We start from the raw sequence: 11,299 nt of genomic DNA, 5'->3' as shown, positions 1-11,299 counted from the left end.
CCCAGAAGGGCTGGTCGCCGATGAAGGGAACGACGACCGCCGGCACGCCCGCGCGCAGGCCCGCCGCCAAGGTGCCGGCGCCGCCGTGATGGACGACGGCGGCCATGCGCGGGAACAGCCAGTCGTGCGGCGCCGACTCCAGGCCATGGACCGTCTCCGGCAAGGCCGAGCGGTCCAGCCCGCCCCAGCCCGCGGACAGCACCGCACGCCGCCCGTCCAGCGCCTCCACCACCAGCCGCGTCGTCTCGGCGGGATCGAATCCGCCCATGCTGCCGAACCCGACATAGACCGGCGGCGGCCCGCTCTCCAGAAACCGCGCAAGGTCGGGCGGCGGCACGTAGGCGTCCCCTTCGTCCAGGAACCAGAATCCGGTCGCCCGGATGAAGTCCGGCCAGTCGTCCGGCTGCGGCAGCACATGGGTCGAGAAGGCGTAAGGCATCGGCCACCTCGCCTTCCGCAGCAGCGGTCCCGGTCCGGCGAAGGAGGGCTTCAGTCCCAGCACCGCGCGCCGCGCCCGGTTGGTCGAGGCCCGGAAGGTCTGCCAGACGAGCTGCATCATCGCCATGTGCAGGGCGAGGTTCACCACGCCCGGAAAGCGCCGGGGCGGCATCATCGGCGGCGGAAAGGCCCGCGTCGGGGCCAGCGGTTGCAGGGCCGTCCCGATGACCGGAACGCCCAGCTTCTCCGCCACCGCCACGCCCGCGTAGAAGGCGAGGCCGGAGGCGATGACCGCGTCGCTTCCCCGCGCCGCCTCCCAGTATTCTTGCATCCAGGCCAGCGCATGGTCCTGGCCGAGGCGGAGCAGCGCCCGCACCATCTTGACCGGGTTGATGCCCTCGCGGAACAGCCCGTCGGCCTGCCGGCTGCCCGTCACGGCGCGCAGGTCGCCGGACAGCGGGCTGTAGTCCAGCCCATGCCGCTCGATCAGGCCGCGGAACTCGCGGTCGGCGGGAAAGGCGACGGAATGGCCGGCCTCCCGCAGGCCCTTGCCGAGGGCGACGAAAGGCCGGATGTCGCCCTGGGACCCGTAGGTGACGATGGTGAAGCGCATGCCGCGGGAGCTACGCCGGCAACCCCCTCTTGGCAAGAGGCTCAGACTTCCCACAACCGCGGCAATCGTGCCGGCAGCCCCGCCGCCGCCGAGCGCAGATGCGACCACAGCGCCGCGTAGGCGCTGCGCACCGCCAGCGCCTCCCCACCCAGGATGCGGACGACCAGAAGGCCGTCGAAGGCCGTCGCCCCCGTGCGCACACCCTCCAGCCCCTCCGCCGCCTCCCGCAGCGCGTCCAGCCGGGTTCCGGCGTCCGGCGCGGCGTACAGCAGCGTCGCGCAGGCCCCGGCCCCGGCGAAGCCCGCCGGGTGGGCCAGCGTCTCGGCAAGGTCGCCGTCCATATGCAGGGCGTCGGCCCAGGCGAGCCGCCCGTCGCGCACCACCTCCCAGGCGTCGCGGACGAGGCCGCGGGTGACCGTCTCGCCGAAGGCGGCGCGCCCGAAGACCAGCATCTCACCGGCGATCAGGCGGGCGTCGCCCTCCAGCTCCAGCCGGGTCAGGCGGCGCAGGCGCGAGCCCTCGAAGACGATGGCCTCCTGCGGCATCCATTCCAGCCAGCCGCCGGCCTCCACCGACACCCGGGTGTCGATGCGGCAGTCCGGCCCGGCGGAGCGGTAGACCTTCTCCGCCGCCTGGGTCGTCACCAGCGCCCGCGCGCCCGGCCCCGTCGACAGGGCCACGTCCAGCCGGTCGCCGCCGACCAGCCCGCCGGAGGTGGTGACCAGCACCGCGATGGGCAGGTCCCCGGCCCGCGGGTCGGGCATCAGCACCCGCAGCGGGTCGTGGTGGTAGAGCGTGGCAAGGCGCGTGGCCCCGTGGCGGTGCTCGAACCGCACGGTCGCGGCGCCGTGGACGGCGACCTTCTTGCCTGAAACGGTGCTCGTCCCCGGAACGCTCATGCCTGGAAACCCATGTCGTCCACCAATCATCGTCCTCCAATCCAGCCGCCGAGGATGTTCGCGCATGGCCTTCCCGCGCGCAACCGGCAAGGAAGGTTGCTGGAATGTAAAAAAATTCTATTATTAATAATTGTTTGACCAATCGTTGCACGGAAAATACCGTGTTTCTGTCGCTTGAATTCCCTCAATCGGCATCGACAGATCCGTCACCATCGGGGGCGGATGCGGAGGAGGTTCGCCACCGGCCGGAGCGCCACCAGCCTCGCCATCCGGGAAGAGGTTCGGGTGCCCGTCGTGGAACGCGCAGTGCCCGCCAACCCGCCATCCTGCACCTATGAAAAGAACGGCGCCGCCACCGCCATCAAGAGCTGGGCACGCGCCGCACCCGCAAACATGACGGCCCTGACCGGCTGGGTGCAGTCGAACGTCCCGTCGAAGAGCGTCACGCAGTTCTTCGACTGCCGGGAATATGCCGAAAGCCGCGCGAGCTTCATCGCCGCCAACAACATTCCCCCCTGAAGGACATCGCCCCATGCCGGAACAGACCGTCAAGGAACAGGTTGCCGCCGTCCCCAAAAGCGACCTCGGCAGCGTCCCCCAGGACTATGTGGACTTCAACAACGCGCAGGAGATCCACTGCGTCCGGCAGCCGAACGGAAGCTGGACGGTGCAGTTGGTGAAATAGCCGCGGCCCGCGCGGACCGGCGGGCTCAGCCGCCCGCGGCCATCCGCGCCTTCACGTCCTCCACCGCCAGCAGCACGCGCTCCGGCGTCGCCGGGGCGTCGAGGCGCACGGGCAGCCGGTGGCCGCCCACCGCCGCCACCGCGTCCTTCAACGCCAGCCACGCCGAGATGCCGAGCATCAGCGGCGGCTCCCCGACCGCCTTGGAGCGGAACACCGTGTCCTCCCGGTTCGGGCGGGCGGTGTAGAGCGCCACCCGGAAATCCTCCGGCAGAGAACGCGAGGTCGGGATCTTGTAGGTGCTGGGCGCGTGGGTGCGCAGGCGCCCCTGACCGTCCCACCACAGCTCCTCCGACGTGACCCAGCCAAGCCCCTGGACGAAGGCGCCCTCCACCTGCCCCAGGTCGATGGCCGGGTTGATGCTGCCGGAACAGTCGTGCAGCACGTCGGCGCGGGGGAAGCGGTACTCGCCGGTCAGCGTGTCGATCAGCGCCTCCGTCACCGCGACGCCGCAGGAGAAATAGAAGAAGGGCCGCCCCTCGCATTTATCGCGGTCCCACCAGATCTTCGGCGTCGCGTAATGGCCGGTGGAGGACAGCGACACCCGGTTCAGCCAGGCCAGCTTCGCCACCTCCGCGAAGGTCAGGGCGTGGTTGCCGGCGAAGACGGCGTTGTCGCGGAACTCCACCTTGTCGGGGGTGGTGTGGCAGTGCTGCGCCAGGAACGCCACCAGCCGGTCGCGGATGGTCCGCACGGCGATGCGCACCGCCATGCCGTTCAAGTCGGTCCCGGCGGAGGCCGCGGTGGGCGGGGCGTTCGGCACCTTGTCGGTGGCGCTGGCGGTGACCTTCACCCGCTCCACGTCGATCTGGAATTCCTGGGCAGCGATCTGGGCCATCTTGGTGTGGATGCCCTGCCCCATCTCCGTCCCGCCGTGGTTCACCTGGACGGAGCCGTCGGTGTAGACATGGACCAGCGCCGCCGCCTGGTTCAGATGCTTGACGGTGAAGGAGATGCCGAACTTCACCGGAGTCACCGCCAGCCCCTTCTTCAGCACCGGGCTGCGGGCGTTGAAGGCGTCGATCTCCTCCCGGCGGCGGCGGTAGTCGCCGTCGCGCTCGATCCGGTCGAGCAGCTCAGCCAGGATCTCCGGCTCCTCCACCGGCATGCCGTAATGGGTGGTGTCGCGGCCCGGCCCGCCGTAGAGGTTGGCGCGCCGCACGTCCAGCGGGTCCTTGCCCAGCGTCCGGGCGATCTCGTCCACCACATGCTCGATGGCGATCACCCCCTGGGGACCGCCAAAGCCGCGGAAGGCGGTGTTGGAAACGGTGTTCGTCTTGCAACGGTGGCCGGTTACCCGCGCCGCCGGCAGGTAATAGGCGTTGTCGGCGTGGAACATGGCGCGGTCCACCACGCCGTTCGAGAGATCCAGCGACATGCCGCAGCGCCCGGCGAGGTCCATCTCCAGCCCCCGGATGCGCCCCTCCCCGTCGAAGCCCACGTCGTAGCGCACGAAGAAGTCGTGGCGCTTGCCGGTCATCAGCATGTCGTCGTCGCGGTCCAGGCGGAACTTCACGGGCCGCTTCGTCGCGTTCGCCAGCAGGGCGGCGATGGCGGCGATCTGCGCCGGCTGGCTTTCCTTGCCGCCGAAGCCGCCGCCCATGCGCCGGCATTCCACGGCGATGCCGTGCATCGGGCGCCCCAGCACCTGGGCGACGGCGTGCTGCACCTCCGCCGGGTGCTGGGTCGAGGAATGGACCAGCAGGTCGCCGTCCTCCTTGGGGATGGCGTAGGCGATGTGGCCTTCCAGATAGAAATGGTCCTGCCCGCCGACCTCCAGCGTCCCGGTCAGCCGGTGCGGCGCCCCGGCCACCGCCTCCGCCGCGTCGCCGCGCCGGAAGGTCAGCGGCGGCGAGACGACACTGCCCTTCGCCAACGCCGCCTCGGCGGTCAGCAGGGCCGGCAGGTCCTCGTAATAGACATCCACCAGCCGCGCCGCCGCGCGGGCCTGGAGCAGCGTCTCCGCCGCCACGGCGACCACCGCTTGCCCGGCATACTCGACCAGATCGTCGGCCAGCACCGGGTCGCCGCGCTGGACGGCGCCGATGTCACCGTCGCCCGGCACGTCGGCGTGGGTAAAGACCGCGTGCACGCCCGGCGCCGCCTTCGCCCGCGACAGGTCCATGCCCAGGATGCGCGCGTGCGCCCGGTCCGACAGCCGCACCGCGACGTGCAGCGTGCCGGGCAGTTCCGGGATGTCGTCGGTGTAGGCCGCGGCACCCGTCACATGCTTGCGGGCGCTCTCATGCTCGATGCCCAGATGGACGCCGCCGCGGATCGGGTGGATGGCGCCCTCTTCTTTCACGATGGTGCCGCCGTCAGCCATGGGCCGCCTCCAGCGAGGCCATCCCGGCCCCCGTGGTGTGAAGCAGGAAACGCATCAGCAGATTCCTCGCGACCAGCGCGCGGTAGCGGTCGCTGGCCCGCATGTCGGTCATGGGCCGGAAGTCGCGGTCGAGCGCCGGCAGGGCCGCGGCCACCGCCTCCGCCGTCCAGGGCTGCCCGGCCAGCGCCGCCTCCAGCGCCGGGGCGCGGGCCGGGGTCGCCGCCATGCCGCCATAGCCGGCGCGCAGGTCCGCCACCCGCCCCTCCCCGTCGAGCGTCAGCAGGAAGGCGGCGCAGACGGCGGAAATGTCCTGGTCCCGCCGCTTGGACACCTTCCAGGTGGCGAAGCGCTGGCCCTCGCGCGGCAAGGGGATGCGGATGCGCTCCACGAACTCTCCCGGCTTCAGGTCGTTCTTGCGGTAGCCGTGGTAGAAGCGGTCCAGCGGCAGCTCACGCCGCACCCCGCCACGGTTCAGCAGCAGCGAAGCGCCCAGCGCCAGCAGCGCCGGCATGCTGTCCCCGATGGGGGAGCCGTTGGCGACGTTGCCCCCCAGCGTGCCGGAATTGCGCACCTGGGCCGCCCCGATGCGGGTGACCAGAGCGGCCAGTTCGGGCAGGCGGCGTTCCAGCACCGGCAGAAGCTCGGTGTAGGTCACCGCCGCCCCGACCTCCAGCGCGCCGGCGCTTTCTTCGATCCGGTGCAGCTCCCGCACCTGGGCGAGGTGGATCAGGGTGGGCAGGCTGCGTCCCTGCTTGGTCACCCACAGCCCGACGTCGGTCGCCCCGGCCACCAGCGTGGCGTTCGGGTGGGCGGCGAACAGGGCGGCCAGCTCCTTCACGCTGTGCGGGGCGTGGAAGCTGGCGGCGCCGTGCGTCACGGTCAGGGAGCCCTCGCGCCGGATGGAGCGCAGCAGGGTGGCGATGCCCTCCTCCGCCCGGTCGAAGCGGTCCTCCGCCGCCGCTGCCGTCATGGCGCGGGCGGCGTCGAGGATCGGGCGGTAGCCGGTGCAGCGGCACAGGTTGCCGGCCAGCGCGTCGTGGATCGCCCCGTCGCTCAAGCCGGCTTCCACCCCCCGTTCCTCGTGGTAGAGCGCGAACAGCGCCATCACGAAGCCGGGGGTGCAGAAGCCGCACTGCGAGGCGTGCTTGTCCACCATCGCCTTCTGAACGGGGTGCAGGTCGCCGTCTTCGCCGGCCAGATCCTCGACGGTCAGCAGCAGTTTCCCGTCGATCATCGGCAGGAAAAGGATGCAGGCGTTGACGGCGCGGTAGCGCACGCGCCCCTCGGGCGTCAGGCTGCCCAGCACCACCGTGCAGGCGCCGCAGTCCCCCTCGGCGCAGCCCTCCTTGGAACCGGGGCGCCCGTTGGCGCGCAGCCAGTTCAGCACCGTGGTGGCGGGGGCGGGGTCCCGCACCTCCACCACCCGTCCACCGAGCACGAAACGCACAGAGCCCGTCATTGTCCCTCCTGTCGGGCGTTTCCGTCATAGTGCCGGAAAGTCTCCGCAGGCCGCAATGCCGGGCCTCCCGCCTACCCACAAAGGCGGGGATCGGACGGGTGAGGCGTCAGGCTTCCTCGGGAAAGCAGCCGCTGCGGGCGGCCACGACGGCGACCTGGGTGCGGTTGCGCACGCCCAGCTTCTGCATGATGGCCCGGACATGGACCTTCACGGTGCCTTCCAGAACGCCCAGCTCCCGCGCGATCTCCTTGTTCGAATGGCCGGCCAGCAGAAGCTGGAAGACGTCCCTCTGCCGGTCGGTCAGCCGGTCCAGGATCTGCCCGGACGGGCGCGCCGCCTCCGCCGCGACGTTGCCGGACAGCACGGCGCGCGGCAGCGGCAGGAAGGTCTCGCCGGTCAGCGCCAGGGAGATCGCGTGCTCCAGCACCGCCGTGGAGCTGGTCTTCAGGATGTAGCCCCGGGCCCCCAGCCGCACGCTGTCCACGATGTCCGCCACCTCGTCCGATCCGGAAATGACCAGCAGCGGGCGGTTCCCCAGAACCTCCACCATGCGGCGCACCCCATCGCGCCCGCTGCGGTCGCCCAGATTCAGGTCGAACAGCACCAGCGTCAGGTCCGGCGTGCGGTCGGCGATGGCCATGGCCTCGTCCAGCGAGCCGGCCTCCAGAACCTGCGCGTCCGGGTGAATTTCCCCCACCGACAGAGCGAAGCCGTGCCGCACCAGGGGATGGTCGTCCACCACCAGAAATTTCTGCGCCCTGCCGGCCACCGACCGCTCCTTGCCGCGCGTCTGCAGCTGAACTTCCATTGTTTTGCTACCCCATCAAGCCGCCGGAAACCGGATTGAAAAGCAAAGATGCCTCCATCCAGCCCGGGTTTTTGTCCAACGGAAAAGTATAAGAATACCACCTTTGGACTTTTTCAGAAGCAGCGCAGCGCGAATTCCTGCCGTATCGAAGCCATTTATGATTCATTCGTATCGAGCTTCTTCCAAGCATCTTGCGCCACTCCCTGACCATCCGTATAAATCATCGGGACAACCAGCGTAAAGCACGCTTTTTCGATACAATAAAGGCGGCTTTTTTTCTTTTTCCCAGGCGAAAACGGACAACGTTTGGCGTTGTGCGCTGCTCGTCACGGGTGGCGTCACGGAGGAGTTTCGATGAGACCTTGGAACGTCATGCTCGTGGATCACGACCGGCTGTTTTCGGCGGCGCTGGGAACGCTTATCGGCAGCGGTCCCTTCCGCGTCTGCCACCACGCCGCGACGGTGGACGATGCCCAGGCGGCCATCGCACAGGGGGTGGAAGCCGATCTGATCGTGGTCGCCCTGGGCGAGGCGACGGGCGACGAGGCCGGCGGCGTGAAGCGGCTGCGCGCCGCCACCAGCGCCCGCATCGCCGTTCTGGCCGACGCCATCGCGGACCGCACCCTGTCCCTGTCCCTGAAGGCCGGGGCCGACGCCTATCTGAACAAGTCGATGTCGAGCGAGTCCCTGCTGCGCGCCCTGCAACTGGTCATGCTGGGAGAGGTCGTCTATCCGACCCACGTCGCCAGCCTGCTGATCGCCAACGCCAACAGCGAGCGCCCGCAGCCGGAGCGCGCCCAGCCCGCCAGCAACGAGCTGTCGAAGCGCGAGATCCAGATCCTGCGCTGCCTGCTCGCCGGACAGTCGAACAAGGCGATCGCGCGCAACCTGCACATCACGGAATCGACCGTGAAGATGCATTTCAAGAACGTGATGCGGAAGATCAACGCCCAGAACCGCACCCAGGCCGCGGTTTGGGCGATCCAGAACGGGCTGTCGCCGCTGGTTTCGGCCTAAGGATCTGCCCCTCTCCCGTCCTGGGAGAGGGAGGGACCCATGCGCAGCATGGGAGGGTGAGGGTGCTGCCGGGAGTCAACGCCCGAATTCTCGCACGCCCCTCACCCGGCCCTTCGGGCCCCCCTCTCCCGGGGCGGGAGAGGGATTCACTCCGCCGCGCTGCGGTGGCCGCCGTGCCGGCCTTCGGCGAACTCTTCGACCATCTTGCGGCAGAAGGCCGGCAGGTCGTCCGGCTTGCGCGAGGTCACCAGCCCCCGGTCGGTCACCACCTCGCTGTCCTCCCACGCCGCCCCGGCGTTGCCGAGGTCGGTCTTCAGCGACGGCCAGGAGGTCATGCGTTTGCCCTTGGCCCCACCCGCGTCGATCAGCGTCCAGGGGCCGTGGCAGATCGCGGCGATGGGCTTGCCCGATTGGACGAAGCTGCGCACGAAGTCGATGGCCTTGGGCTCCAGCCGCAGCGCGTCGGGGTTTATGACGCCGCCCGGCAGGACCAGCGCGTCGAAGCCGTCGGGGTCCGCCTGATCCAGCGTGACGTCCACATCCACCCGGTCGGCCTTGTCGTGATGGTTCCAGCCCTGGATCTGCCCGCCCTTGGGCGCGACGATCCGCACCTCCGCCCCCTCGTTGCGGAGCGCTTTCACCGGCTCGGTCAGTTCGACCTGCTCGAAGCCGTCGGTCGCCAGCACGGCGACGGTCTTCCGGTCCAGCTTTCCTGGCATGGGATCACCTCCTCGGTTGGCCTGTCCGGTCAGCAACCGGCGTACCCCTGGGGAGTTCCCTCCGGAACCGCCGCGCACCCCCCATGTTCCCTTTGACGGACCGCGCGTCACAATCGGGAGCACTGACCCATGCGTTACAGCGGCACTTCGGCGGGCATCCTTGCCGCCTTCGCCATCGCCACGTCCCTGACCCTGGGCGTTCCTCAACCCGTCCGGGCGGCCGAGACAGGCCGGGCCGCGGAGGCGTCCTACCCCCGGCTGTATCAGGGCTGGCGGGCCGGCGTGATCGTCGGGACCGAGGTCGAGGGCCTGCTGGGCGAGGAGCTTGGGCAGGTCGTCGACCTCGTCGTCGGTGCGGACGGACGGCTGGAAAGCGCGGTGATCGAGGCCAGCGGCATGCTCGACGTGGGCGAGGCGCGCTTCACCGTGCCCTGGCACCAGCTCATGCCCGGATCGGTGGAGGGCATCCTGGCCTATCCGGTGACCGGCCCCGACACGCTGGACCTGATCCGGCGCCAGCAACAGGCGGGCAGCCGCCCCGGCGACTGGCGCGTCTCCGCCCTGCTCGGCCAGCCGGCCAACACCGCTGGGGGGGCAGCGGAGGCCGGCTTCTTCGGCACGGTGGAGGATCTGGTGTTCGACCGCAACGGCACCCTCAGCGCCGTCGTGGTCACGCCCGAACCCGAGGGCGAAGGCCCCTACGCCGTGGCCTGGAAAGCCGCGGCGGTCGAGCCGGGGCTGACCTCCGTCACGTTGCAGGCGACGGCGGAGCAGGTGAAGGCGCTCGGTTCCTTCGACGCGGCGCGCATGAAGGAGTTCGACACCGCGCGCCTGAACCAGGGCGCCCACGCCCGCCAATGATCAGCCAGTGATCGGCCCGGTCAGGCCGCCGGGCGCGCCACGCCACCGACCGTGGGACGGCGCGCATCGGCGGCGGAGCGGCCATAGCGGGCCACCGTCAGGCCGTCCATGTCGATCTCCGTCTGGCGCCCGCCGACCGCGTCGGCGACGACGCGGCCCGAACCGGCGGCCATCGTCCAGCCCAGCGTGCCGTGGCCGGTGTTCAGGAACAGGTTGCGCACCGGCGTCGGGCCGACGATGGGGGTGCCGTCCGGCGTGTTCGGGCGCAGGCCGGTCCAGAACTCCGCCTTCGACAGGTCGCCGCCCGCCGGGAACAGGTCGCCGACCACATGGTCCAGCGGACCGCGGCGGCCCGGACGCAGCGTCAGGTCGAACCCGGTCAGCTCCGCCGTGCCGCCGACGCGGATGCGGTCGCCGAGGCGGGTTACCGCGATCTTGTGGGTTTCGTCCATCACTGTGGATTGCGGGGCGCCCGCCTCGTTGATGATGGGCAGGGTCAGCGAGTAGCCCTTCACCGGATAGACCGGCAGATCCAGCCCGAAGGGCTTCACCAGCATCGGGGAGTAGCTGCCCATGGCGACGACGTAGGCGTCGGCGGTCAGGGTGCCGGCATCGGTCACCACGCCGGTGACGCGGCGCCCGTCGCTTTCCAGCTTGCGGATGGCGGTGTTGTAGCGGAACTCCACCCCCAACTCGGTCGCCAGGGCGGCCAGCGCGTTGGTGAAGCGGAAGCAGTCGCCCGTCTCGTCGCCCGGCAGCAGCAGGCCGCCGACGATCTTCTCCTTGACCAGCCGCAGCGCCGGCTCGACCGCAGCGCAGCCCTCCACGTCCAGCAGGCTGTAGGGAACCTTGAAGCGGTCCAGCACCGCCATGTCGGTGGCGGCGGCGTCCACCTGCTTCTGCGTGCGGAAGACCTGGAGCGTGCCCTTGGCGCGCTCGTCGTAGCGGATGCCGGTCTCGTCGCGCAGCGCGCGCAGGCAGTCGCGGCTGTATTCGGCCAGCCGGACCATGCGGCCCTTGTTGATCTCGTAGGAGCGCTCGTTGGCGTTGGCCAGCAGCTTCAGGCACCAGGACCACATGGCCGGGTCCAGCTTGGGCCGGATCACCAGCGGGGAATGCTTCATCAGCATCCACTTGACGGCCTTCGCCATCAGGCCCGGCGCCGCCCAGGGGGCGGAATAGCCCGGCGACACCTCGCCCGCGTTGGCGTAGCTGGTTTCCAGCGCCGGGCCGGGCTGGCGGTCCACCACCGTCACCTCATGACCGGCCTTCGCCAGGAAATAGGCGGTGGAGACACCGATGACGCCGCTGCCGAGGACGATGACGCGCATGTGAAGGCTCCCGAGATCACGGAATTGTTCGCCCTCCTATCGCAAACCCGATGCCAAGTGCCGGAAGCCGCGGAAACGCTGGGGCT

Annotated in this window: 11 protein-coding genes; 4 read left to right on the top strand and 7 right to left on the bottom strand. The window is 70.1% G+C overall.

Features of this window, described 5'->3' with window-relative positions; genetic code table 11:
• Positions 1-1,051, bottom strand: a 1,051-nt coding sequence (locus QSG27_RS13865; RefSeq protein ID WP_306707078.1) for a glycosyltransferase, incomplete at its 3' end; no start/stop codon positions are given.
• Between the two features lie 41 nt (positions 1,052-1,092).
• On the bottom strand, positions 1,093-1,950 hold the full coding sequence (locus tag QSG27_RS13860) for an urease accessory protein UreD (RefSeq protein WP_306707077.1): 858 nt from the start codon (positions 1,948-1,950) through the stop codon (positions 1,093-1,095).
• A 294-nt stretch (positions 1,951-2,244) separates the two neighbouring features.
• Between QSG27_RS13860 and QSG27_RS13855 the strand changes: the two genes are divergently transcribed.
• On the top strand, positions 2,245-2,469 hold the full coding sequence (locus QSG27_RS13855; RefSeq protein WP_306707076.1) for a hypothetical protein: 225 nt from the start codon (positions 2,245-2,247) through the stop codon (positions 2,467-2,469).
• A gap of 13 nt (positions 2,470-2,482) precedes the next feature.
• Positions 2,483-2,635, top strand: coding sequence for a hypothetical protein (locus QSG27_RS13850; protein WP_306707075.1), 153 nt, complete (start codon positions 2,483-2,485; stop codon positions 2,633-2,635).
• Positions 2,636-2,660: 25 nt separating this feature from the next.
• On the opposite strand, the gene xdhB is transcribed toward QSG27_RS13850, so the two are convergent.
• The 3 genes from xdhB to QSG27_RS13835 all read right to left on the bottom strand — a co-directional run bounded on the left by xdhB (position 2,661) and on the right by QSG27_RS13835 (position 7,285).
• Positions 2,661-5,018 (bottom strand): xanthine dehydrogenase molybdopterin binding subunit, encoded by a 2,358-nt coding sequence (gene xdhB, locus QSG27_RS13845; protein WP_306707074.1) that lies wholly within the window; start codon positions 5,016-5,018, stop codon positions 2,661-2,663.
• Positions 5,011-6,477, bottom strand: coding sequence for a xanthine dehydrogenase small subunit (xdhA, locus tag QSG27_RS13840; RefSeq protein ID WP_306707072.1), 1,467 nt, complete (start codon positions 6,475-6,477; stop codon positions 5,011-5,013). Before xdhA ends, xdhB begins: the two co-directional genes overlap by 8 nt.
• 106 nt (positions 6,478-6,583) lie before the next feature.
• Positions 6,584-7,285: a LuxR C-terminal-related transcriptional regulator gene (locus QSG27_RS13835; protein ID WP_306707071.1), complete on the bottom strand. Its 702-nt coding sequence runs from the start codon at positions 7,283-7,285 to the stop codon at positions 6,584-6,586.
• Positions 7,286-7,639: 354 nt separating this feature from the next.
• Between QSG27_RS13835 and QSG27_RS13830 the strand changes: the two genes are divergently transcribed.
• On the top strand, positions 7,640-8,302 hold the full coding sequence (locus tag QSG27_RS13830; protein ID WP_306707070.1) for a LuxR C-terminal-related transcriptional regulator: 663 nt from the start codon (positions 7,640-7,642) through the stop codon (positions 8,300-8,302).
• 146 nt (positions 8,303-8,448) lie between these two features.
• Here the strand turns inward: QSG27_RS13830 and QSG27_RS13825 are convergent, their stop codons facing one another.
• Positions 8,449-9,021, bottom strand: a complete 573-nt coding sequence (locus QSG27_RS13825) for a type 1 glutamine amidotransferase domain-containing protein (RefSeq protein WP_306707069.1) — start codon at positions 9,019-9,021, stop codon at positions 8,449-8,451.
• Positions 9,022-9,150: 129 nt separating this feature from the next.
• Here QSG27_RS13825 and QSG27_RS13820 point away from each other — a divergent pair, with 129 nt between their 5' ends.
• Positions 9,151-9,882 (top strand): PRC-barrel domain-containing protein, encoded by a 732-nt coding sequence (locus QSG27_RS13820; protein ID WP_306707068.1) that lies wholly within the window; start codon positions 9,151-9,153, stop codon positions 9,880-9,882.
• Positions 9,883-9,902: 20 nt separating this feature from the next.
• Here the strand turns inward: QSG27_RS13820 and QSG27_RS13815 are convergent, their stop codons facing one another.
• Positions 9,903-11,213: a D-amino acid dehydrogenase gene (locus QSG27_RS13815; RefSeq protein ID WP_306707067.1), complete on the bottom strand. Its 1,311-nt coding sequence runs from the start codon at positions 11,211-11,213 to the stop codon at positions 9,903-9,905.
• Positions 11,214-11,299: the final 86 nt, after the last annotated feature.

The organism is Azospirillum isscasi (genome assembly GCF_030849505.1).
Classification (GTDB): Bacteria; Pseudomonadota; Alphaproteobacteria; order Azospirillales; family Azospirillaceae; genus Azospirillum; species Azospirillum isscasi.
The sequence above is the reverse complement of the archived record's forward strand: the minus strand, read 5'-3'. Positions and strand labels throughout refer to the sequence as shown.

Bases quoted from the DNA above. Each gene is read 5' to 3' on its own strand.
- QSG27_RS13860 (WP_306707077.1), bottom strand. From the start codon at position 1,950: ATGAGCGTTCCGGGGACGAGCACCGTTTCAGGCAAGAAGGTCGCCGTC.
- QSG27_RS13850 (WP_306707075.1), top strand. From the start codon at position 2,483: ATGCCGGAACAGACCGTCAAGGAACAGGTTGCCGCCGTCCCCAAAAGC.
- xdhB (WP_306707074.1), bottom strand. From the start codon at position 5,018: ATGGCTGACGGCGGCACCATCGTGAAAGAAGAGGGCGCCATCCACCCG.
- xdhA (WP_306707072.1), bottom strand. From the start codon at position 6,477: ATGACGGGCTCTGTGCGTTTCGTGCTCGGTGGACGGGTGGTGGAGGTG.
- QSG27_RS13835 (WP_306707071.1), bottom strand. From the start codon at position 7,285: ATGGAAGTTCAGCTGCAGACGCGCGGCAAGGAGCGGTCGGTGGCCGGC.
- QSG27_RS13830 (WP_306707070.1), top strand. From the start codon at position 7,640: ATGAGACCTTGGAACGTCATGCTCGTGGATCACGACCGGCTGTTTTCG.
- QSG27_RS13825 (WP_306707069.1), bottom strand. From the start codon at position 9,021: ATGCCAGGAAAGCTGGACCGGAAGACCGTCGCCGTGCTGGCGACCGAC.
- QSG27_RS13820 (WP_306707068.1), top strand. From the start codon at position 9,151: ATGCGTTACAGCGGCACTTCGGCGGGCATCCTTGCCGCCTTCGCCATC.
- QSG27_RS13815 (WP_306707067.1), bottom strand. From the start codon at position 11,213: ATGCGCGTCATCGTCCTCGGCAGCGGCGTCATCGGTGTCTCCACCGCC.